This is a genomic window from Alphaproteobacteria bacterium, assembly GCA_019635875.1.
Classification (GTDB): domain Bacteria; phylum Pseudomonadota; class Alphaproteobacteria; order Reyranellales; family Reyranellaceae; genus JAFAZJ01.
Genome location: JAHBYP010000001.1, coordinates 844,963 through 864,888 on the forward strand (window position 1 = coordinate 844,963; position 19,926 = coordinate 864,888).

At 68.4% G+C, this 19,926-nt stretch carries 18 protein-coding genes; 9 read left to right on the forward strand and 9 right to left on the reverse strand.

Annotated elements, in window-relative coordinates; translation table 11 throughout:
- Positions 1-9: 9 nt before the first annotated feature.
- Genes KF889_04255 through hyfB form a run of 9 tightly spaced genes read right to left on the reverse strand, consistent with a single transcriptional unit; the run spans position 10 to position 9,825 of the window.
- The gene (locus KF889_04255) at positions 10-1,425 is read right to left on the reverse strand and encodes a sodium:proton antiporter (GenBank protein ID MBX3498633.1); all 1,416 of its coding nucleotides are present in this window, start codon (positions 1,423-1,425) and stop codon (positions 10-12) included.
- On the reverse strand, positions 1,422-1,958 hold the full coding sequence (locus KF889_04260) for a GNAT family N-acetyltransferase (GenBank protein MBX3498634.1): 537 nt from the start codon (positions 1,956-1,958) through the stop codon (positions 1,422-1,424). Before KF889_04260 ends, KF889_04255 begins: the two co-directional genes overlap by 4 nt.
- Entirely contained in the window at positions 1,958-2,734 is a 777-nt protein-coding gene (locus KF889_04265; GenBank protein ID MBX3498635.1) for an SDR family oxidoreductase, read from the reverse strand. The genes KF889_04260 and KF889_04265 overlap by 1 nt, the downstream gene beginning before the upstream one ends.
- Positions 2,734-3,258, reverse strand: a complete 525-nt coding sequence (gene nuoB / locus KF889_04270) for an NADH-quinone oxidoreductase subunit NuoB (GenBank protein ID MBX3498636.1) — start codon at positions 3,256-3,258, stop codon at positions 2,734-2,736. Before nuoB ends, KF889_04265 begins: the two co-directional genes overlap by 1 nt.
- A complete protein-coding gene (locus tag KF889_04275) occupies positions 3,258-4,739 on the reverse strand; it encodes a nickel-dependent hydrogenase large subunit (GenBank protein ID MBX3498637.1) in 1,482 nt (493 codons plus the stop codon). Before KF889_04275 ends, nuoB begins: the two co-directional genes overlap by 1 nt.
- Before the next feature lie 25 nt (positions 4,740-4,764).
- Positions 4,765-6,204, reverse strand: coding sequence for a hydrogenase 4 subunit F (locus KF889_04280; GenBank protein MBX3498638.1), 1,440 nt, complete (start codon positions 6,202-6,204; stop codon positions 4,765-4,767).
- Positions 6,201-6,866 carry a hydrogenase-4 component E gene (locus KF889_04285; GenBank protein MBX3498639.1) on the reverse strand — a complete coding sequence of 222 codons (666 nt, stop codon included), beginning with the start codon at positions 6,864-6,866 and terminating at the stop codon, positions 6,201-6,203. The genes KF889_04280 and KF889_04285 overlap by 4 nt, the downstream gene beginning before the upstream one ends.
- Complete coding sequence (locus KF889_04290; GenBank protein MBX3498640.1) at positions 6,863-7,804, reverse strand: NADH-quinone oxidoreductase subunit H; 942 nt, start codon at positions 7,802-7,804, stop codon at positions 6,863-6,865. The genes KF889_04285 and KF889_04290 overlap by 4 nt, the downstream gene beginning before the upstream one ends.
- Complete coding sequence (gene hyfB / locus KF889_04295; GenBank protein ID MBX3498641.1) at positions 7,801-9,825, reverse strand: hydrogenase 4 subunit B; 2,025 nt, start codon at positions 9,823-9,825, stop codon at positions 7,801-7,803. Before hyfB ends, KF889_04290 begins: the two co-directional genes overlap by 4 nt.
- A gap of 145 nt (positions 9,826-9,970) precedes the next feature.
- Between hyfB and ugpQ the strand changes: the two genes are divergently transcribed.
- From ugpQ to glpK, 9 genes are all read left to right on the forward strand, one after another.
- Positions 9,971-10,720 carry a glycerophosphodiester phosphodiesterase gene (gene ugpQ / locus KF889_04300; GenBank protein MBX3498642.1) on the forward strand — a complete coding sequence of 250 codons (750 nt, stop codon included), beginning with the start codon at positions 9,971-9,973 and terminating at the stop codon, positions 10,718-10,720.
- A gap of 157 nt (positions 10,721-10,877) precedes the next feature.
- Positions 10,878-12,200, forward strand: coding sequence for a sn-glycerol-3-phosphate ABC transporter substrate-binding protein UgpB (gene ugpB / locus KF889_04305; GenBank protein ID MBX3498643.1), 1,323 nt, complete (start codon positions 10,878-10,880; stop codon positions 12,198-12,200).
- A gap of 61 nt (positions 12,201-12,261) precedes the next feature.
- Positions 12,262-13,143 carry a sn-glycerol-3-phosphate ABC transporter permease UgpA gene (ugpA, locus tag KF889_04310; protein MBX3498644.1) on the forward strand — a complete coding sequence of 294 codons (882 nt, stop codon included), beginning with the start codon at positions 12,262-12,264 and terminating at the stop codon, positions 13,141-13,143.
- A 10-nt stretch (positions 13,144-13,153) separates the two neighbouring features.
- Positions 13,154-14,002, forward strand: a complete 849-nt coding sequence (gene ugpE / locus KF889_04315; protein ID MBX3498645.1) for a sn-glycerol-3-phosphate ABC transporter permease UgpE — start codon at positions 13,154-13,156, stop codon at positions 14,000-14,002.
- Between the two features lies 1 nt (position 14,003).
- On the forward strand, positions 14,004-15,089 hold the full coding sequence (locus KF889_04320) for a sn-glycerol-3-phosphate import ATP-binding protein UgpC (protein MBX3498646.1): 1,086 nt from the start codon (positions 14,004-14,006) through the stop codon (positions 15,087-15,089).
- Between the two features lie 123 nt (positions 15,090-15,212).
- Positions 15,213-16,064: an endonuclease/exonuclease/phosphatase family protein gene (locus tag KF889_04325; GenBank protein ID MBX3498647.1), complete on the forward strand. Its 852-nt coding sequence runs from the start codon at positions 15,213-15,215 to the stop codon at positions 16,062-16,064.
- A complete protein-coding gene (glpD, locus tag KF889_04330; GenBank protein MBX3498648.1) occupies positions 16,057-17,568 on the forward strand; it encodes a glycerol-3-phosphate dehydrogenase in 1,512 nt (503 codons plus the stop codon). Before KF889_04325 ends, glpD begins: the two co-directional genes overlap by 8 nt.
- Before the next feature lie 23 nt (positions 17,569-17,591).
- The gene (locus tag KF889_04335; GenBank protein MBX3498649.1) at positions 17,592-18,350 is read left to right on the forward strand and encodes a glucose 1-dehydrogenase; all 759 of its coding nucleotides are present in this window, start codon (positions 17,592-17,594) and stop codon (positions 18,348-18,350) included.
- 55 nt (positions 18,351-18,405) lie between these two features.
- The gene (gene glpK, locus KF889_04340; protein MBX3498650.1) at positions 18,406-19,887 is read left to right on the forward strand and encodes a glycerol kinase GlpK; all 1,482 of its coding nucleotides are present in this window, start codon (positions 18,406-18,408) and stop codon (positions 19,885-19,887) included.
- The last annotated feature ends 39 nt before the right edge of the window (positions 19,888-19,926 follow it).

Genomic DNA, 19,926 nt, shown 5'->3' on the forward strand with positions numbered 1-19,926 from the left:
GACAATGAGTCAGCGGAAGAATACCAGCGTCACCAGCACGAAGAGCGGCAACAGCACGACGCTGGACCACGCCATGTAGCCGAAGAAGCTCGGCATGCGGATGCCGGCATCCTCGACGACGGCCTTGACCATGAAGTTTGGCGCGTTGCCGATATAGGTGTTGGCGCCCATGAACACGGCGCCGCAGGAGATCGCCGCCAGCGTCGAGGCCAGCGGCCCCATCAGGTTCACCGCGTCGCCACCGGCGAGATTGAAGAACACGAGATAGGTCGGTGCATTGTCCAGGAAGCTCGACAGGATGCCGGTCAGCCAGAAGTACCAGACGTCCATCGGCGTGCCGTCGGCTCGCGAGACCAGCGCCACCAGCGGTGCCAGCGCTCCGTCGCGGCCGGCCTTGAGGATGGCGATGGCGGGGATGATGGTGAGGAAGATGCCGGCGAAGAGCTTCGCGACCTCGAGGATCGGCCCCCAGGTGAAGCCGTTGCCGTCGCGCGTCACCTTCGACGTCAGCTTCATCGAGGCGAAGGTTATGGCCAGGAGCGCCGCATCGCGCATCACGTTCTGCAGCTCGACGTCCACGTGGTAGATCGTCCAGGTCACGCCCGGCTTCCAGGTGCCGCTCATCAGCACGACGCCGACGATGGCCGTGAGCAGCACGATGTTCGCGCCGCCCTGGAGGCGGATCGGTGAGTCGGGGGTGGGGTCTATCGGGAGATGCCCTTCCTTGCGGTACCAATAGCTGTCGATCGCATAGAAGGCGACCAAGAGCACGATGCAGCACAGCAGCATCTCGGTGAAAAGGTGCGACGTCGGCCAGAAGAACGACACTCCCTTGAGAAAGCCGAGGAACAGCGGCGGATCGCCCAGGGGGGTCAGCGCGCCGCCGATATTCGACACCAGGAAGATGAAGAAGACGAAGACGTGGATCTTGTGCCGGCGATCGTCGTTCGCGCGGATCAGCGGGCGGATCAGCAGCATCGAGGCGCCGGTCGTGCCCATCCAGCCGGCGAGCACGGTGCCGATCGCCAGCAGGGTGGTGTTCATCGACGGCGATCCGTGCAGGTTCCCGACGATGCGGATGCCGCCCGTGACGGTGAACAGTGCCAGCAGCAGGATGATGAAGGGGATGTACTCGAGCAGCAGGGTGTGCGCGACCTCGTACAATCCGGTCGGCAAGCCGTGGATGGCGGCGAAGGGCACGACGAAGGCCAGCGCCCAGGCGGCCGATACCTTGCCGTAGTGGTGGTGCCAGAACCCCGCGGCGAACAGCGGCATCAACGCGATCGACAGCAGAATGCCGGCGAACGGAAGCACCCAGATCAGGCTGAGCCTCGCGCCATCGACATGCGGTGCGTCGCCTGCCGCCAGTGACGGCGTCGCGACCACCGCGACAGCGAGGCCAACCACCAACGACCCGATTCTCATATGTGCTTCTCCCGCGCCAACCACTGCGCGCGGGACACGTTGAACCGCAGCAGCACCTTGCCATCGCTCTCATAGCGCAACTTCAGCGTCCAGCCCATCTTCGCCAGGGCGCGCTGCGCGTCGGGATTGCTCTCGCGCGTCACCGCCCAGACCTGGTCGATGCCGAGTGTCTCGAAGGCAAAACGCAGCACCGCCATGCCGGCCTCGGGCGCATAGCCCTCGCCCTTGGCCCAGCGAGCGATGGCGACGCGGCTGGCGATCCCGATGCCGTCGTGGTGGTCCCACAGCCCGGAGATGCCGACGAAGCGGCCATCGCCGCGCCGGCGCAGCGAGAACATGCCGTAGCCCTTGTCGCGCCAGATCGCCAGGTAGCCGTCGAGCATCCGGCGCGCGGCGTCGGCGTCGAGCACGCCGTGCTGCAACAGGCCGCCGACCGCCGGATCGGCCATCAGCGCGGCGAGTTCTGTGAAGTCGGCCTCGTCGACCGGCCGCAACGACAGCCGCGCGGTCTCGATGTTTCGGGAATCGCTCATCACAGCATGTCGTAGGTGGCGGAGATGCCGCCGTCGACGACCAGGGTATGACCGTTGATGTAGCTGCCGGCCGGCGATGCCAGCAGCAGGGCGGCGCCGGCGATCTCTCTGGGTTCGGCCCAGCGACTGAGCGGCACGCGGCGCGCGCGCTGCGCGCCGGATTCGCCCTGGGTCATGGCCGTGTTGGTCTCGGTGGCGAAGAAACCGGGCGCGATCGCGTTGCAGGTGATGCCATGGCGTCCGAGCTCGGCGGCCAACGCGCGTGTGAGCGCAGCGAGGCCGCCCTTGGCGGCGGTGTAGGACGGTGAGCCGTTGGCCGCCAGCTGATCGACGATCGAGGTGACGCAGATAACGCGGCCGTGACGGCGCTCGATCATGCCCGGCATCACGCGCTTGATCAGGCGATAGACGGCACCCAGATCGACGGCGATCAGACGGTCGAAATCCTCCGGCTCGATGCGCTGCACGGAACGCCTGTCGCGCTCGCCGACATTGTTGAGCAGGATGTCGACCCGGCCATGGCGCGCCAGCAGCGCGTCCATCGTGCGCTCTACGGCGGGGACGTCGGCCATGTCGAAGCCGATCGTGTCGGCGGCGAGACCGCGGCGCGCGAGTTCCGTGGCGCGCGGCTCCACCGCCTCCGCGGTGCGGCCGTGCAGCACGGTCAGCGCGCCCGCCTCGGCGAAGGCCTGCGCCATCTCCCAGCCCAGGCCGCGCGCGGCGCCCGTCACCAGGGCCACCTGGTCGTCGAGGCGGAAGGCGTCGAGCACCGCCATCAGCGCTTCGCGGCCGAGGTCTCGAGCAGCGCCAGAAGGCCCTGCAGCAGCTGGATCGGCGTCGGCGGGCAGCCCGGTATGCGGAGATCGACCCGCACGACGCCGTCGAGCGCGCCGGCGCAGGCATAGGAGCCGGCGAAGACGCCGCCGCTGCAGGCGCAGTCGCCCGCGGCCACCACCCAGCGCGGCTCGGGCGTGGCGTCGACGGTGCGCAGCAGCGCCTCCTTCATGTTGAGGCTGACCGGTCCGGTGACCAGCAGCACGTCGGCGTGGCGCGGCGAGGCGACGAAGCGGATGCCGAAGCGCTCGAGGTCGTAGAGCGGATTGTTGAGGGCGTGGATCTCCAGTTCGCAGCCGTTGCACGAGCCGGCGTCGATCTCGCGGATCGCCAGGCTCCTTCCCAGACGCTTCTTCGCCATGCCGTCGACGACCTGTGCCAGCTCGGCCAGCGCGGCGTCGCCGGCCGGCGGACCGTCGATGGTCAACGGCCTGGCGAAGAGCGTGCGGGCGAGGTCCTTGAACATCAGAGGTCGTGACCGGAGTAGGAGCAATTGAACGATTTGTTGCACAACGGGAAGTCGGCGACGATGTTGTCGTGGACCGCCGTCTCGAGCAGCGGCCATTGCAGCCACGAGGCGTCGCGCGCGTGGTAGCGCGCCACGCTGCCGTCGTCGGCCAGCCGCACCCAGGCGAAGATCTCGCCGCGGAACGCCTCGACCAGCGCGGCACCCTCACCGCCGGTCGCGGGCAGCGGGCTGAGCACCGCGCCGTCGGGCATGCGCACCAGCATGCGCTCGATCAGGGTCAGGCTCTGGCGCACCTCCTCCATGCGGATGCGCACCCGAGCCTCGACGTCGCCGTCGGCCATGACCGGCATGACGAAGGTGAGTTCGGGATAGGGCGCGTAGCCCGGGCTCTTGCGCGCGTCGCGGCCGGCGCCGGCGGCGCGGCCGACATAGCCGCCGGGCCAGTAGCGCTCGATCTCGGCGCGCCGCGTGATGCCTGTGGTTGCCGTACGGTCGAGCAACGAGCCCTTGGAGTCGTAGACTGCGCAGATCTCGGCAAAGGCCGGCGCGATGTCGTGCGCCAGCCCGGCGAAAGACGCGGCGTGCTCCGGCGCGAGGTCGACGCAGACGCCGCCGGGCACGACCTTGTCCATCATCAGCCGATGGCCGAAGGCGGCGGCGCAGGCCTGCAGCACCTTTTCACGCAGCATCGTGCACTTGGCCTGGAGATAGGGGAACGAGGCGTCGTTGCAGATCGCGCCGATATCGCCCAGGTGGTTGGCGATGCGCTCCCACTCCGCCATCACGCCGCGGATCCAGTGGGCGCGCGCCGGGATGTCGAGCCCGGTGGCCGCCTCGACGGCGCGGGCGAATGTGATCGAATGCGCCACGGTGGAGTCGCCGGAGATGCGTGCCGCCAGCTTCGCCGCCTCGACCGGCGCGCGGCCCACCATCAGCGCCTCGGTACCCTTGTGGACGTAGCCCAGGCGCGCCTCCAGCCGCACGACGGTTTCGCCGTTAGCGTGGAAGCGGAAATGGCCGGGCTCGATGATGCCGGCGTGCACCGGGCCGACCGGGATCTGGTGCGGCCCGTCGCCCTCGACCGGCAGGAAGCGGTACTCGGTGGCCGGGCGCGCCGTCGACCTGCCGGTCCACTGGCCGTGATCGAGCCATGGACGGACATCGGGCGAGCCCTGCGCGTCGAGGCCGGCGAGGTCACGAATCGCCCGCTCGAAGCGGATTGCCGCCGGCCGCCGGACCGCCAGCGAGGCATAGCGTCTGTCGACGCAGGCATGCGAGGCGATGGCGAAAGCACCCGGTGCGTGATCCTCCAGCGCCACATGCACGCTCTCGCCGTCGGCCCACATCGCCAGTAGCGGCCAGTGCCGGCGGCCAAGCGTTTCGATCAGGCTCGCCCAGCCGGCGCCATCAAGGGCGAAGCGCGGCCAAGCGGCGCGCGCGACGACCCGCTCTCCCAGCGTGGCGAGCACATCGTGCATTGGCTGGCGCTGGTCGCTCATCGCCTTACCCGAGCAGCCGCGCCACGGCGCGGAACCAGGCGACCAGTGGCTCGGGCAGCCAGACGCCGGCGGTCAGCGCCAGGCCGAGATGCAGCCATACCGGCAGGATCGAGGGATGTGCGCTCGACGGCGCGTTGGGCGTGGCCGGGCCGAAACAGAATTCCTGCAATCGCAGGATCAGCGCGCCGAAGCCGATCAGCAGGCCGGCGGCAAAGGGCAGGGCGAGCAGCGGCTCGCGCGCGAAGGCGGAGGTGACGATCAGAAACTCCGAAGTGAAGACGCCGAAGGGCGGCAGGCCGGCAATCGCCAGGACGCCGGCGGCCAGCGACCAGCCAATCACTGGATGGCTGCGCGTCAACCCGCCGATCTCGCTGATGCGCTGCGTGCCCTTGACCTGCGAGACATGGCCGACGGTGAAGAAGATCGCCGACTTCACCAGGCTGTGCATCGTCATGTGCAGGAGGCCGGCAAAGTTGGCGAGCGGTCCGCCGATGCCGAAGGCGAAGGCGCAGATGCCCATGTGCTCAATCGAGGAATAGGCAAAGAGCCGCTTGATGTCGCGCCGGCGGTAGAGCATCAGGCTGGCCAGCATCAGCGAGCCCAGTCCCATGGCGATCATCAGCGGGCCGGGTGCCAGCGCGCCCGGATTGGCCGCCAGCAGCATCTTGCAGCGCAGCACGGCGTAGAGCGCGACATTGAGCAACAGGCCCGACAGCACGGCGGAGATCGGCGTGGGCCCCTCGGCATGCGCGTCGGGCAGCCAGGCGTGGAACGGCGCCAGCCCGACCTTGGTGCCGTAGCCGGCGAGCAGGAAGACGAAAGCGACGTTGAGCAGGGCGGCGTCGAACTCGGCGGCGCGCGCCAGCAATTGGGTGAACGTGATCGCCGGCATGCCGCCGCCCATCACCGGCTGGGCCGCGAGGTAGGTCAGCATGGTGCCGAACAGCGCCAGCGCCACGCCCACGCCGCAGAGGATGAAATACTTCCACGCCGCCTCGATCGCCGCCGGCGTGCGGTAGAGGCTGACCATCAGCGCGGTGCTGAGCGTGGCGCCCTCGACCGCGACCCACATCAGGCCGAGATTGTCGGCCGCCAGCGCCATCAGCATCGACCAGACGAAGGCCTGGTACATCGCATGATAGAAGCGCAGCAGGGTGGGCGTGAGCCGGCCGGTGTCGACCTCGTGGGCGATGTACGTGGCGCTGAACAGCGCCGTGGTCAGCGCCACGAAGGCGGTGAGCGCGATCAGGTAGATGTTGAAATCGTCGACCAGCAGGAAGCCGCCGGAGGGTGGACGGTCGACGACGAACAGCGCACAGGCGGCGACGAATGTGCCGAGGCTGGCCAGCACGTTGAGCCAACGCGCAATTCGCCAGTCGCTGATCAGCGCCAGGATGGCGGCGGCAGCGGCGGGCACGGCGAGGACGGCGATCAGCGCGTTCACGGGTGGCGGTCCCCGCGCTGCTGCTCGATGGTGTCGACGTCGAAGGAATCGAAGCGCTCGCGGATGTGGAAGAAGAAGACGCCGAACACCAGCGTCGCCACCATGACCGAGAAGGCGACGCTGGCTTCGACCACCAGCGGCATGCCGTTGACGCCGACTGCGGCCAGGATCAGACCGTTCTCCATCGACATGAAGCCGATGACCTGCACAACGGCGTTGCGCCGGGCGATCATCAGCAGCGGGCCGATCAGCGCCACGGCAAGCGCGAAGGCGAGATCCTCGCGCGCCAACGCCGCCTCGCCCACGGTCACCGGCAGCACCAGCAGGATCGACAGCGCGGCGACGATCACGCCCAGCGCCATGGTCCAGGTGATGCCCAGCGCCGGCTGCACCTGGCGGTGCAGGTCGAGCTTGCGCACCAGCCAGTGCAGCATCAGCGGCACGCCGATCGCCTTGAACAGCAGCGCGATCGCTGCCGTGGCGTAGAGATGACCGGCGTCGCGCGCGGCGGCCTGCCAGGCGGCGGCGGCCGCGAGCGTCGCGGCCTGCAGCGCCACGGCGTTGATCGCGCCGGTGACGCGGCGCTGATAGAGCAGGGCGAAGCTCAAGGTCAGCACCAGCGCGCCGAGCAGGTGGGCGATGTCGTAGGCGATCGGACTCATCGCAGCGTCCGCGAGAGGAAGAGGTAGATGATGGCGAGCAGGCCCAGCAACAGCGCCGCGCCGAGGAATTCGGGGTAGCGGAAGACCCGCAGCTTGGCGATGGAGGTCTCGAACACCGCCAGCGCCACGCCGGCCAGCGCCAGCTTGCCCATCCATGCCGCGACGCCCAGCAGCAGTGCCAGCGGCGCGGCGTCGTTGGCCAGGCCCCAGGGCGCGAAGATGCAGGCGATCAGCGAGAGGTAGAGCGCCAGCTTCACCATGGCGCCCAGCTCGATCAGCGCCAGATGGCGGCCGGAGTACTCCAGCACCATCGCCTCGTGCACCATGGTGAGTTCGAGATGCGTCGCCGGATTGTCGATCGGGATGCGGCCGGTCTCGGCGATCGCCACCATCAGCAGCGCCGCCAGCGCCAGCGCCAGCGAGACGCGCAGGCCGACGCCGGCGCGCATGGTGTCGGCGATATGGGGCAGCATGGTGCTGTGCGTCACCAGGGCGACCGCGAGGATCGCGGCCAGGGTCGCCGGCTCGGCCAGTGCCGCGATCGCCATCTCGCGGCTCGAGCCGATGCCGCCGAAGCTGGTGCCGACATCCATGCCCGCCAGCGCGATCAGCACGCGCGACAGCGCCAGCAAGCCGACGACGGCGATGAGGTCGAGACCGAAGCCCAGCGAGGCACCCATCGCGAAGGTCGGCGTCGCCGCCGCCGCCGCCCATATCGCCGCCAGCGCCCCGTAGGGCGCGCCGCGGAACAGCCAGGAGGCGTTGGTCGCGATCACCGGCTCCTTGCGCATAAGGCGGGCGAGGTCGCGGTAGGGCTGCAGCAGCGGCGGGCCGCGCCGGCCCAGCAGACGCGCCTTGACCTTTCGCACGACGCCGGTGAGCAGCGGCGCCAGGGCCACCGGCAGGACGAGCTGCAGCAGGAGCAGCACCGCGCTCATCGGCTCACCGCGACGATCGACAGCAGCGTGAGCAGGGTCGCGAACATGAAGGCGAGGTACATGCGGATCGGCAGGAACTGCGTGCGGTTGAGCCGGTCGGCGATGGCGCGCACCGCGCCGATCAGCGGATCGGCGGCCCAACGCCAGGCCGGGTCGACCAGCCTCGGCGTAAAGGTCGCGGGCGACGTGGCACCCGCCGGCGGCATCGTCACGCCGTCGCGGGCCGCCAGGATGTGCGTGCCGAAGATGCGGCGCAGCGGCTGGGCGAAGCTCGAGGGCGTGTACTGTGTCGCCGGCGTCGGATCGGGGAAGCCGCAATCCCACGCCGGCCCGCGCCGCGACGGCCTCGGCGAGAGAGCGCCGACCAGGCCGACGATGACGCCGGCCAGCGCGACAAGCGCGAGCAGGGCGACGATACCGCTATAGATCGCCAGCGGCTCCTCGAGCGTGCGCAGTGCCAGGGTCGGGAAGGGCCCGACTCCGCCGGCGCTGCGTTCGACCTGGCCTGGAGCGCCCGACAGCCAGGCGGCGACTTGGGCCAAGGGTTCGACGACGACGCTGGGCACGGCCCCGATCGCGACGCAGAGCGCGGCAAGCGCCGCCAGCGGCGCCAGCATGGCGAACCCCGGGTCATGCGCCCTGCCGGCGGCAGGGTCCCGGCTGCGGCCCAGGAACACCGTGCCGAAAAAGCGGACGTAGCCGGCCGCCGCCAGCGCCGCGGCCAGCGCCAGCAGGGTGGCGACGACGGGCACCAGGAACTTCAGCTCCCAGCGCGGCAGCTCCAGGGCCTCGATCGTCGCCTGGAAGATCAGCCACTCCGAGGCGAAGCCGTTGAGCGGCGGCAGCGCGGAGGCGGCAAGGCAACCAACCAGGGTGATGGGCGCGGTCAGTCGCATCAGGTGGACCAGCCCGCCCAGCCTCGCCATGTCGCGGCTGCCGGTGGCGTGCAGGACCGCGCCCGCCGCCATGAACAGCAGCGACTTGAACAGCATGTGGTTGACGGCATGGAACATCGCCGCCATCAGCGCCATCGTCGCCTGCACGCCAAGCCCGGCGGCGCGGAAGGCGACGGCGAGCCCCAGAGCGGCCGAGATCACGCCGATGTTCTCGATCGTCGAATAGGCCAGCGTCACCTTGGTGTCGTCGCGCGTCAGCGCCTGCAGCGCGCCCAGCGCCGCCGTTACCGCGCCGAGCAGGGCGAGCAATCCGCCCCACCACCACAACGGCGTGCCCAGCACGTCGAACAGCAGGCGTACCAGGGCGTAGATCGCGACCTTGGTCATCGCGCCGCTCATCAGAGCGGAGACATGGCTGGGTGCCGCCGGATGGGCGAGCGGCAGCCACAGGTGCAGCGGCGCCAGGCCGGCCTTGGAGCCGGCGCCGACGAGCAGCGCGAGAAACGCCAGGCTGGCGAGCGCCGGCGACAGATTGGCGCCGCGCATGGCGTCGAAGGTGTAGCCGCCGCCCGAGCCGGCGAGCACGCCGAAGCACATCAGCAGCGACAGCCCGCCGAGCGAGGCCATCAGCAGGTAGACCAGGCCGGCGCGGCGCGCCTCGCCATCCTCGTCGCTCGCCAGCACCAGCAGCCACGACGACAGCGACATGAACTCCCAGCCGACCAGGAAGACATAGGCGTCGTCGGCCAGCATCGCGAGGTTCATGCCGAGCAGGAAGGCCGGGAATGGCGCCAGGATGCGCGGCGGATCGGCGTGATCGCGGTCATAGCCGGCGCCGAAGCAGCAGGCGAACAGCGCCGCGACATCGACGATGACGATGAACGCTGCCGACAGGCCGTCGAGCCGCAGATTGGCACGCAGCTCGGGCAGGCCCACCGGCAGGGAGGTGCGCAGAACCGCGGTCTCGGGCGTCGTCGCCAGCAACACCGGCACCGCCGTCGCCAGCATCAGCAGGCAGGCGATCGCCGCGCCGGCGTAGCACAGGGGAATCAGCGCGCGAACCCGCCCGGTGGCGCAGCCGGCGAGCGCCAGCACGAGGAACAGCGCCTGCGCCGCCGCGATCATTTCCCATGGGCCGACGGCCATGACGCTGCGCTACCCCCTCTTGCCGTCGATGTCGTTGCCGCATTTAACGGCAGCGCCATGTTGAAGGTAAAGCGCAAAGGCCGATGTGGACGGCAGCCACTTCGATGCCTAGTGTCGCGGCGCCATGCCTTTGCCGTCACTTGAGCTGCCCCGGGTCATCGGCCATCGCGGCGCCGCCACCTACGCCCCGGAGAACACGCTGGCCTCGCTGCGCGAGGCACGCCGGCGCGGCGCGACCTGGGTCGAGTTCGACGTCAAGCTGTCGGCCGACGGCGTGGCCATGCTGATGCACGACGAATCGCTGAAGCGCACTGCCGGCCTCGATCGGCTGGCGTCGGCCACATCGTGGACGCAGATCAGCGGCCTCGATGCCGGCAGCTGGATGGCGCCGCGCTACGCCGGACAGCGCGTGCCGAGCTTCGTCGAGGCGATCGGCTGCCTGGGCGATGAGGGCCTCGGGGCCAATGTCGAGATCAAGCCCTGCCCGGGCCGCGAGGCGCAGACGGCGCAGGCGGCGGTCGAGATCCTGCGCGCGCGCTGGCCGGCGCATCTGCCGACGCCGCTGCTGTCGAGCTTCAAGGACGCGGCGCTGGCCGCGGCGCTCGAGGCCGCGCCGGAATACCCGCGCGCCATCCTGATCGACGAGCTGCGCGACGACTGGCGTCTCCGCGCCGAGGCCGTCGGCGCCATCGGGGTCAACACCAATGGCAAGAAGCTGACCGCGGGCCGCGCCGCCGAGATTAAGGCAGCAGGCTATCTGCTGAGTGTTTACACCATCAACGATTCCTCCAAGGCGCGCGAACTGGTGTCCATGGGCGTCGACTGCGTCATCACCGACTCGCCCGACGTGATTCTGGCGGCACTGACGGGCTGATCCACAGCGGCGAATCGCCGATGTGACAGATTCATGACAAAACCCTCTTCCGATCCGCGCGCGATCCCTCTACCTTCTCTGCAAGGCCGGCATGACACGGCACGGTAACAGGGACGGATTACGGGTAACGTTCCGACCCGGACGGAGGGAAGACATCATGCGAATGAAACATCTGACGATGGCGACGGCTGTCGCCGCGATCCTGGCGGTATCCCCCGCCTGGGCGCAGAAGGAAGTGCAGTGGTGGCACGCCATGGGCGGCAACCTCGGCGAGACGGTCAACGCCCTGGCCGAGGGATTCAACAAGTCGCAGAGCGAGTACAAGGTCGTGCCGGTCTACAAGGGCTCCTACACCGAGACCCTGACGGCCGCGATCGCCGCCTTCCGTGCCAGGCAGAACGCGCATCCGCACATCGTGCAGGTCTTCGAGGTCGGTACCGCCACGATGATGGCCGCCAAGGGCGCCATCTATCCGGTGCACCAGCTGATGGCCGACTCCAAGGAGCCGTTCGATCCCAAGACCTATATCGGTCCGGTCTACGGCTATTACTCGACCACCGACGGCAAGCTGCTGTCACTGCCGTTCAACTCCTCGACGCCGGTGTTCTACTGGAACAAGGAGCTCTTCCAGAAGGCCGGCCTCGACCCCGAGAAGCCGCCCAAGACCTGGGACGAAGTCGGGGAAATGGGCAAGAAGCTGGTCGCCGCCGGCGCCAAGTGCGGGTTCACGCCGCAGTGGCAGACCTGGACGATGATCGAGAATTTCGGTGCCTGGCACGATCTGCCTTTCGCCACCAAAGCCAACGGCTTCGGCGGCCTGGACATCGAGTTGAAGATCAACGATCCGGCACGCATCGCGCACATCCAGCGGCTGGCCGACTGGGGCAAGGACAAAGTCTTCGTTTATGGCGGCCGTGAGGGCAAGTCGACGGCGATGTTCAATGCCGGCGACTGCGCCATGCATATCGCGTCGTCGGCTTCGGCCGCGGCGATCGGCAGGGCGCTGGGCAAGGACAAGTTCGGCATGGCCATGATGCCGCACGATCCGAAGGTCCGGGCGCAGCCGCAGAACTCGATTATCGGTGGCGCCACGCTGTGGGTGCTGCAGGGCAAGCCGAAAGAGGAGTATGCCGGCGTCGCCAAGTTCTTCACCTACCTCTCGCGCGGCGACGTGCAGGCGAAGTGGCACCAGGAGACCGGCTACGTGCCGATCACCGCGTCGGCGGCCGATATCACGGAGAAGGCCGGTTTCTACAAGACCAACCCCGGGCGTGACATCGCGGTGAAGCAGCTGCAGCTCAATCCGGCGACCGAAAACTCCAAGGGCCTGCGCATCGGCAGCTTCGTGCAGATCCGCGACATCGTCGATGAGGAGCTCGAGTCGGTGTGGTCTGGCAAGAAGACCGCCAAGCAGGCGCTCGATGACGCCACGGCCCGCGGCAACCGTTTGCTGCGCGACTTCGAAGCCGCCAACAAGTAGGCATCGCGACCCCTCTCCGCCGCGCGGCGGGGAGGGGTCCTTCCTTTTCCGATCTTACCCCATGCACAAGCGCGTCACGTTCGACGATAAGCTGCTGCCGTACATGCTGCTGGCGCCGCAGCTTTTCGTCACGGTCGCCTTCTTCATCTGGCCCTCGGGCCAGGCGATCTGGCAGTCGCTGATCATCGAAGATGCCTTCGGCGGCAACACGCGCTTCGTCTGGCTCGCCAATTTCGAGCGGCTCCTCACCGATTCTGCCTATTGGCATTCGGCGCGCATCACAATCTTCTTCAGCCTGATGGTGACCCTGATCGGCCTGGCGCTGGCGCTGCTGCTGGCGGTGATGGCTGACCGCACCTTGCGCGGCGCCACCGCCTACAAGACCTTCCTGGTGTGGCCCTATGCCGTGGCACCGGCGGTCGCCGGCGTGCTGTTCGGCTTTCTGTTCAATCCGCGCGTCGGCATCCTCGCCTACTGGCTCGACCGTATCGGCGTCGATTGGAACCACCAGCTCGACGGCAACCAGGCGATGTGGCTGGTGATCTTCGCCGCCTGCTGGAACCAGATCAGTTACAACTTCATCTTCTTCCTCGCCGGCCTGCAGTCGATTCCCAAGTCGCTGATCGAGGCGGCGGCGATCGACGGCGCCGGGCCGGGACGCCGTTTCTGGACCATCATGTTCCCGCTGCTGTCGCCGACCGGCTTCTTCCTGCTGGTGGTCAACGTCATCTATGCCTTTTTTGGCACCTTCGGCGTGATCGACGCGCTGACCAAGGGCGGCCCCGGCGCTGATACCAACATCCTGGTCTTCAAGGTCGTCAACGACGGGTTCCGCGGCAGCGATTTCGGCGGTTCGGCGGCGCAGTCCGTGATCCTGATGATCATCGTCATGACCCTTACCGTCGTGCAGTTCCGCTTCATCGAGCGGCGTGTCCACTACTGAGGCGCCTGCGATGATCGAGAACCGTCCCTGGCTCACCTTCTTCGCCCATGTGGTGCTGATCCTGGGCGTCATCGTGATCGCGTTCCCGGTATGGATGACGTTCGTAGCCTCGACGCACGACGCCGACACCATGCTGCGCTCGCCGGTCCCGCTGCTGCCCGGCGGGCAAATCATCGACAACTACCGTGTGGTGCTGACCGAGGGGTTCGCCCAAGCGTCGCGCACGCCCTTGTGGAAAGTGCTGTTCAACAGCCTCGTGATGGCGCTGGGCATCTGCATCGGCAAGATCGCGATTTCCATTATTGCCGCCTATGCCATCGTCTACTTTCGCTTTCCGTTCCGCATGACGGCATTCTGGCTGATCTTCATGACCCTGATGCTGCCGGTCGAGGTGCGCGTCGTGCCGACCTACAAGGTCGTGGCCGACTTCAACATGCTCAACAGCTACAGCGGCCTGATCGTGCCGCTGATCGCCTCGGCCACCGCGACCTTCCTGTTCCGCCAGTTCTTCCTCAGCGTGCCCGAGGAACTCACCGAGGCGGCGCGCGTCGACGGCGCCGGGCCCGTGCGCTTCTTCCGCGACATCCTGCTGCCGATGAGCCGCACCAGCATCGCCGCGCTCTTCGTCATCCAGTTCATCTACGGCTGGAACCAGTATCTGTGGCCGCTGCTGATCACCACGAAGGAGGAATTCTACACGGTGGTGATGACGGTCTCGCGCCAGGCCAATGTCAGCGATGGCGTGCCGCAGTGGAACCTGATCATGACGGTGGGCATGCTCGCCATGCTGCCGCCGGTGCTGGTGGTGATCTTCATGCAGCGCCAGTTCGTGCGCGGCCTGGTCGATACGGAGAAGTGAGATGGCCGGCGTGAGCCTGCGCGGCGTCAAGAAAACCTACGATGCCAAGGTCGACGTCATCCACGGCATCGACATGGACATCAGGGACGGCGAGTTCATCGTCATCGTCGGCCCCTCGGGCTGCGGCAAGTCGACCCTGTTGCGCATGATCGCCGGGCTGGAGCGCATCACCGGCGGCGAGATCGCCATCGGCGAGCGCGTGGTCAACAACCTGGAGCCCAAGGACCGCGACATCGCCATGGTGTTCCAGAACTACGCGCTCTATCCGCACATGAGCGTGTACGACAACATGGCCTACGGCCTGCGCATCGCCGGCAAGAGCAAGGCCGAGATCGAGACCCGCGTGCAGAAGGCGGCAAAGATCCTCGAGCTCGGCCAGCTGCTGCAGCGCCGGCCGCGCCAGCTCTCGGGCGGCCAGCGCCAGCGCGTCGCCATGGGCCGCGCCATCGTGCGCGAGCCGGCGGTGTTCCTGTTCGACGAGCCGCTTTCCAACCTCGACGCCAAGCTGCGCGTGCAAATGCGGCTTGAGATCAAGCACCTGCAGCGCGACCTCGGCACCACCAGCGTCTACGTCACGCACGACCAGGTCGAGGCCATGACCCTCGCCGACCGGCTGATCGTGATGAACGCCGGGCGCGCCGAGCAGATCGGCACCCCGATGCAGGTCTACGAGAAGCCGGCCACGGTGTACGTCGCGGGCTTCATCGGCTCGCCGGCGATGAACTTCCTCAAGGGCAGGGTCGGTGCCGACCGCCGATCGGTGGAGGCCGCCGGTGGATTGTCCCTGAAGCTCGCTGGCCAGGCTGCGGCAGTGGAGGGCGCACCCGTCATGATCGGCCTGCGGCCCGAGCACATGCTGCCGACATCGGACGAGAAGGGCACCCTGCCGATCGAGGTCGACATGGTCGAGCCGCTGGGCGCCGACACGCTGCTGCATGGTCGCTACGGCAGCGAACGGGCGCTCCTGACGGCGCGCCTGCCGGGCAACGTCACAGCCGCCGGGGGCTCGCTCCGCCACTTCAGCATCGATCCGGCCAATCTGCACGTCTTCGACGACAGCGACGGCACGCGCGTCGAGGTCGCATAGAACCGAGTTGCCGTTCCGAATAGAAATCCCCTCGGTCATCCCGAGCGCAGCGAGGGATCTTGATTCAACAAAGAATCCCTCGCTGCGCTCGGGATGACAGAATCCGCGCGATCCACACTGGTTATGCTGTTCGCCACCTACAACATCCATTTCGCTCTGGGCACCGACAACCGCTACGACGTCGCGCGCATCGCCGATGTCGTCGCCGAGGCCGATGTCGTGTGCCTGCAGGAAGTCGTGCAGGGCTGGGCGCTCAATGCCCACGCCGACCAGGCGCAGGAGATCGCCGGGCGGCTCAACCGCTACGTCTGGTTCCACGGCGGCTTCGACGCCGACGCCAGCTCGGTGGGTGCCGATGGCCGCATCGTCAACCGCCGTCGCACCTTCGGCAACGCGGTCCTGTCGCGCTGGCCGATCGCCGAGGCGCGCGGCCATCTGCTGCCCAAGACGGCGATGCCCGGCCAGTTCGACCTGCAGCGCAGCTTCGTCGAGGCAGTGGTCGAGACGCCCAAGGGCCGGCTGCGCGTCTACAGCATCCACCTCTCGCACATCACCCATGCCCAGCGCCTGCCGCAGGTCGCTGCGCTGCTCGATACAGTGCTCGATGCGCCGCGCCGCGGTGGTGCGTGGGACGCCCACGCGACCGACAGCTTCGTGTTCACCGAGGCGGCGCAGCCGGTGCCTGTTTCGGCCGTGGTGATGGGCGACTTCAACTTCACCTCCAACGACGTCGAGTACGTCACCATCTGTGGCGAGATGCATGCGGAGTTCGGCCGCATCGCGACGGCGGACGGGTTGAGCGATGCCTGGACGTCCGCCGGCAATGCCGAGGACCGTGAAAGCTTCGCCGGCGAGGGCCGCATCGATCACGCCTTCGTCACCCACGACCTGCGCGGCAAGGTGAAGCGCGCCTGGATCGACGACACCTCGCCGGCCTCCGACCACTGGCCACTGTTCGTCGAGATCGATGTCTGAGCCGCTCGACCTGTTCATCGTCGGTGGCGGCATCAACGGCGCCGGCATCGCCTGCGATGCCACTGGCCGCGGCCTGAAGGTCGGGCTGTGCGAAATGAACGATTTCGCCAGCGCCACCTCCTCGGCCTCCTCAAAGCTGATCCACGGCGGCCTTCGCTATCTCGAGCACTACGAGTTCCGCCTGGTGCGCGAATCGCTGATGGAGCGCGAGGTGCTGCTGGCCAAGATGGCGCATATCGCCTGGCCGCTGCGCTTCGTGCTGCCGCACGAGCCGCACCTGCGCCCGGCCTGGATGCTGCGCCTGGGCCTGTTCATCTACGATCATCTCAATCTGAAGATGAAGCTGCCCAAGACGGAGACAGTCGACCTGGCGCGCAGCCCCTACGGCGCCGGGCTGAAGCCGGGCTTCGGCAAGGGCTTCGTCTATTCCGACGGCTGGGTCGACGATGCGCGCCTCGTGATCGGCAACTTGCGCTCCGCGCGCGATCGCGGCGCAGCGATCCACGCCCGGCACCGCTGCGTCTCGGCGCGCCGGACCGACGGGCTGTGGCAGGTCGAGCTGGAGGAGCTCGCGACCGGCGCGCGCCGGAGCCTGCGGGCGCGCGGCCTGATCAACGCCTCCGGCCCGTGGGTGAAGAGCTGGCTCGACTCGGTCGAGGGTGTCGCCACGCGCAAGCGGGTGAAGCTGGTCAAGGGCAGCCACATCGTCGTGCCCCGGCTGCACGACGGCGACCACGCCTTCATCCTGCAGAACAGCGACCAGCGCATCGTCTTCGTCATCCCCTACGAGCGCGACTTCTCGCTGATCGGCACCACCGACATCGCGCTCGACGGCGCCGAGCCGGGACAGGTGACGATCTCGCCCGCCGAGGTCACCTATCTCTGTGAGCTCGCCAATCACTATATGGCGCGCAGGATCGGGCCGGACGACGTGGTCTGGAGCTACTCGGGCGTGCGGCCGCTGTTCGACGACGGCAGCGACAATCCGTCGGCGGTGACGCGCGACTACGTGCTGGAGGTTGCCGACGATTCCGGCAGGGCGCCGCTGCTCAGCGTCTTCGGCGGCAAGATCACGACCTATCGTCGCCTCGCCGAGCACGCGCTGGAGGATCTCCGGCGCTACTACCCCGGCATGGGTGGGGCCTGGACCCACCGCGAGCCTCTGCCCGACGGCGAGATGCCCTACGCCGATTTCGAGCTGTTCATGTCGGGGCTGGAACTTGCCTATCCCGGGATGCCGGCGGTCTTCCTGCACCGACTGGCGCGGCGTCACGGCGCCGGCAGCGCCGATGTGCTGGGCGAGGCAAAGACCACCGGGGACCTCGGCCGGCATTTCGGCGGCGACCTCTACGAGCGCGAGGCAGATCACCTGATGCGGCACGAATGGGCGCAGGAACCCGAGGACGTGCTGTGGCGGCGCACCAAGGAGGGGCTGCACATGAGCCCGGCCGAGCGCGAGGCGTTCGCCGAATGGATGCGCGCGCGACGGCGGAACGCGGCATAATCGCGACCTCCAGGGAGGAATCGATGGCAGGCCGCGTTACGGACAAGGTGGTGATCGTGACCGGTGGCGGCTCGGGCATCGGCCGCGCCACGGCGACGGTGCTGGCGGGCGAGGGGGCCACGGTCGTCGTCACCGACATCAACCGCAATGGCGGACTCGAGACGGTGCAGCGCATCGGCGGCCAGGCTCGCTTCGTCGAGCACGACACGGCGAAGGAGGAGGACTGGCAGCGGCTGATCGCCGACGTGATGGACACGCACGGCAAGCTGAACGGGCTGGTCAACAACGCCGGCATCATGGGCCGCTATCCCGCGCGCTTCGAGAACGAGACGCTCGAGGAGTGGCGGCGCATGCTGTCGATCAACGTCGAGGGCGTCTTCCTGGGCTGCAAGCATGCGGTGCCGGCGATGCGCGCCGGCGGCGGCGGCTCGATCGTGAACCTGTCATCGCTGGCGGCCTTCGTCGGCACGCCCGAGCTACCGTCCTACGGCGCCTCGAAGGGCGCGGTGCGGCAGTTCACCAAGACGGTGGCGATCGACTGCGCGCGCAAGGGCTACAAGATCCGCTGCAACTCGATCCATCCCGGCGTCATCGACACGCCGATGGCGGCCGAGATGATGACCACCGAGAAGGGCCGCGCGCGGGCCACCGCCTGGGTGCCGCTGGGCGAGCTGGGCCGGCCCGAGGACATCGCCTATGGCGCGCTGTACCTGATCTCCGACGAATCGCGCTTCGTCACCGGCTCGGAGCTGGTGATCGACGGCGGCATGGCCGCGATCTGACTGATGCCCCCCTTTCCCGCGAGGGGAGCGGGGCGAAAGACGACACGGAGACGGCATGGCCGCGCGACATATCCTCGCCATCGACCAGGGCACCACCAGCACCCGCGCCATCGTCTTCGACGAGCGCGCGCGGCCGGTGGCGACCGCCCAGGAGGAACTGCGCCAGATCTATCCGGCGCCCGGGTGGGTCGAGCACGACCCGGAGGAAATCTGGCGCGCCACCGTCTCGGTCTGTCGCGAGGCGCTGGCCAGGGCGAAGCTCGACGCGGCCGGCATCGCCGGCATCGGCATCACCAACCAGCGCGAGACCGTGGTGGCGTGGGAGCGCGCCACGGGCAAGCCGATCCACAACGCCATCGTCTGGCAGGACCGGCGCACGTCGGACGTCTGCGCACGCTTGCGCGAGGCCGGGCTGGAGCCCGAGGTCAACGAGCGCACCGGCCTGCTGCTCGATCCGTATTTCTCCGCCACCAAGATCGCCTGGATTCTCGACAACGTCGCCGGCGCGCGCGACGCGGCGGAGGCGGGCAAGCTCGCCGTCGGCACGATCGAAGCGTTCCTGCTGTGGCGGCTGACCGGCGGCAAGGTCCATCGCAGCGATGCGACCAACGCCAGCCGCACCATGCTCTACAACATCCGGCACCAGCGCTGGGATCTCGACCTGCTGCGCGCCATGGGCGTGCCGTACGCCACGCTGCCGGAGGTCGTCGACAATGCCTTCGAGTTCGGCACCACGACGCCCGACCTGCTGGGCGCGCCGCTGCCCATCCTCGGCATCGCCGGCGACCAGCAGGCGGCGACGGTGGGCCAGGCCTGCCTCGAGCCGGGCATGGTCAAGATCACCTATGGCACCGGCTGCTTCGCGCTGCTCAACACCGGCGCGACGCTGCTGCGGTCGAGGAATCGGCTGCTGACGACGATCGCGTACCGCATCGACGGCAAGACGACCTACGCCCTCGAAGGCAGCATCTTCATCGCCGGCGCTGCCGTGCAGTGGTTGCGCGACGGCCTGAAGCTGATCGCCAGCTCGTCGGAGGTCGAAGGGCTCGCCGCCGGGGCGCGGCCCGACTCCGGCGTCTACATGGTGCCGGCCTTTGTCGGCCTGGGCGCGCCGTACTGGGACGCCGACGCCCGCGGCGCGCTCCTGGGCCTGACGCGCGACACCGGCCCCGCCGAGATCGCCCGCGCGACGCTCGATTCGGTCTGCTACCAGACCCGCGACCTGGTCGAGGCGATGAAGGCCGACGGCGCCGAGGTCGGCTCGATCCGCGTCGATGGCGGCATGGTAGTCAACGACGCGCTGATGCAGCGCCTGGCCGACACCGTCGGCGTGGCGGTGGAGCGGCCGAAGGTCACGGAGACCACGGCGCTGGGCGCGGCGTTCCTGGCCGGCTTCAAGGCCGGTCTCTTTCCCTCACTGGACTCCATCGGCGAAAGCTGGGCACTGGATCGTGCCTTTGCACCCGGCGAGGACCTCGCCAGCCGCGACCGGCGCTACACCGGCTGGCGCGCCGCCGTGCAACGCGTGCGCAGTTGATGGGACCGTCGGCGGTCCCGGAAGACTTCGACCGTCGCC

What these genes read in the sequence shown, in the direction of transcription:
- KF889_04265 (MBX3498635.1), bottom strand. Translation starts at nt 2,734, where the DNA reads ATGGCGGTGCTCGACGCCTTCCGCCTCGACGACCAGGTGGCCCTGGTG.
- KF889_04290 (MBX3498640.1), bottom strand. Translation starts at nt 7,804, where the DNA reads ATGAGCGCGGTGCTGCTCCTGCTGCAGCTCGTCCTGCCGGTGGCCCTG.
- KF889_04325 (MBX3498647.1), top strand. Translation starts at nt 15,213, where the DNA reads ATGCTGTTCGCCACCTACAACATCCATTTCGCTCTGGGCACCGACAAC.
- nuoB (MBX3498636.1), bottom strand. Translation starts at nt 3,258, where the DNA reads ATGTTCAAGGACCTCGCCCGCACGCTCTTCGCCAGGCCGTTGACCATC.
- KF889_04260 (MBX3498634.1), bottom strand. Translation starts at nt 1,958, where the DNA reads ATGAGCGATTCCCGAAACATCGAGACCGCGCGGCTGTCGTTGCGGCCG.
- KF889_04320 (MBX3498646.1), top strand. Translation starts at nt 14,004, where the DNA reads ATGGCCGGCGTGAGCCTGCGCGGCGTCAAGAAAACCTACGATGCCAAG.
- KF889_04285 (MBX3498639.1), bottom strand. Translation starts at nt 6,866, where the DNA reads ATGAGTCCGATCGCCTACGACATCGCCCACCTGCTCGGCGCGCTGGTG.
- glpD (MBX3498648.1), top strand. Translation starts at nt 16,057, where the DNA reads ATGTCTGAGCCGCTCGACCTGTTCATCGTCGGTGGCGGCATCAACGGC.
- ugpA (MBX3498644.1), top strand. Translation starts at nt 12,262, where the DNA reads ATGCACAAGCGCGTCACGTTCGACGATAAGCTGCTGCCGTACATGCTG.
- glpK (MBX3498650.1), top strand. Translation starts at nt 18,406, where the DNA reads ATGGCCGCGCGACATATCCTCGCCATCGACCAGGGCACCACCAGCACC.
- KF889_04335 (MBX3498649.1), top strand. Translation starts at nt 17,592, where the DNA reads ATGGCAGGCCGCGTTACGGACAAGGTGGTGATCGTGACCGGTGGCGGC.
- ugpQ (MBX3498642.1), top strand. Translation starts at nt 9,971, where the DNA reads ATGCCTTTGCCGTCACTTGAGCTGCCCCGGGTCATCGGCCATCGCGGC.
- KF889_04275 (MBX3498637.1), bottom strand. Translation starts at nt 4,739, where the DNA reads ATGCACGATGTGCTCGCCACGCTGGGAGAGCGGGTCGTCGCGCGCGCC.
- hyfB (MBX3498641.1), bottom strand. Translation starts at nt 9,825, where the DNA reads ATGATCGCGGCGGCGCAGGCGCTGTTCCTCGTGCTGGCGCTCGCCGGC.
- ugpE (MBX3498645.1), top strand. Translation starts at nt 13,154, where the DNA reads ATGATCGAGAACCGTCCCTGGCTCACCTTCTTCGCCCATGTGGTGCTG.
- KF889_04255 (MBX3498633.1), bottom strand. Translation starts at nt 1,425, where the DNA reads ATGAGAATCGGGTCGTTGGTGGTTGGCCTCGCTGTCGCGGTGGTCGCG.
- ugpB (MBX3498643.1), top strand. Translation starts at nt 10,878, where the DNA reads ATGCGAATGAAACATCTGACGATGGCGACGGCTGTCGCCGCGATCCTG.